The sequence below is a fragment of the Niallia yueguangensis genome (assembly GCF_052663115.1).
Map to the genome: position 1 here is coordinate 1 of NZ_JBQTCX010000079.1, position 363 is coordinate 363.

Below are 363 nucleotides of genomic sequence, written 5' to 3' on the forward strand. Positions count from 1 at the left end.
TTATCTACTTCCCTTAATATAAGGAATACCAACCGCTTTCGGAGCGTCGGCACGTCCGATAAATCCGGTTAATGCAATGATCGTTAGCACATATGGTGCAATTAATAAATATACTTTTGGTACATTTTCTAATAATGGGAAATCTCCGCCGACAATACTTAAACTTTGGGCAAATCCAAAGAAAAGAGCCGCTCCCATCGCACCTAAAGGATTCCATTTCCCAAAAATCAAAGCAGCAAGTGCCATAAAGCCTTGTCCACTGATGGTTGCATGAGTAAAATCATTCGTAATCGACTGGGCAAACACGCCGCCGCCAATTCCGCCAAGTGCTCCTGAAATAATCACACCGATATAACGCATTTT

At 42.1% G+C, this 363-nt stretch carries 1 protein-coding gene; it reads right to left on the reverse strand.

The window, feature by feature from the left end; translation table 11 throughout:
• On the reverse strand, nt 1-363 hold a 363-nt coding region (locus ACTYA4_RS22260; protein WP_445505883.1), incomplete at its 5' end, for an ABC transporter permease subunit.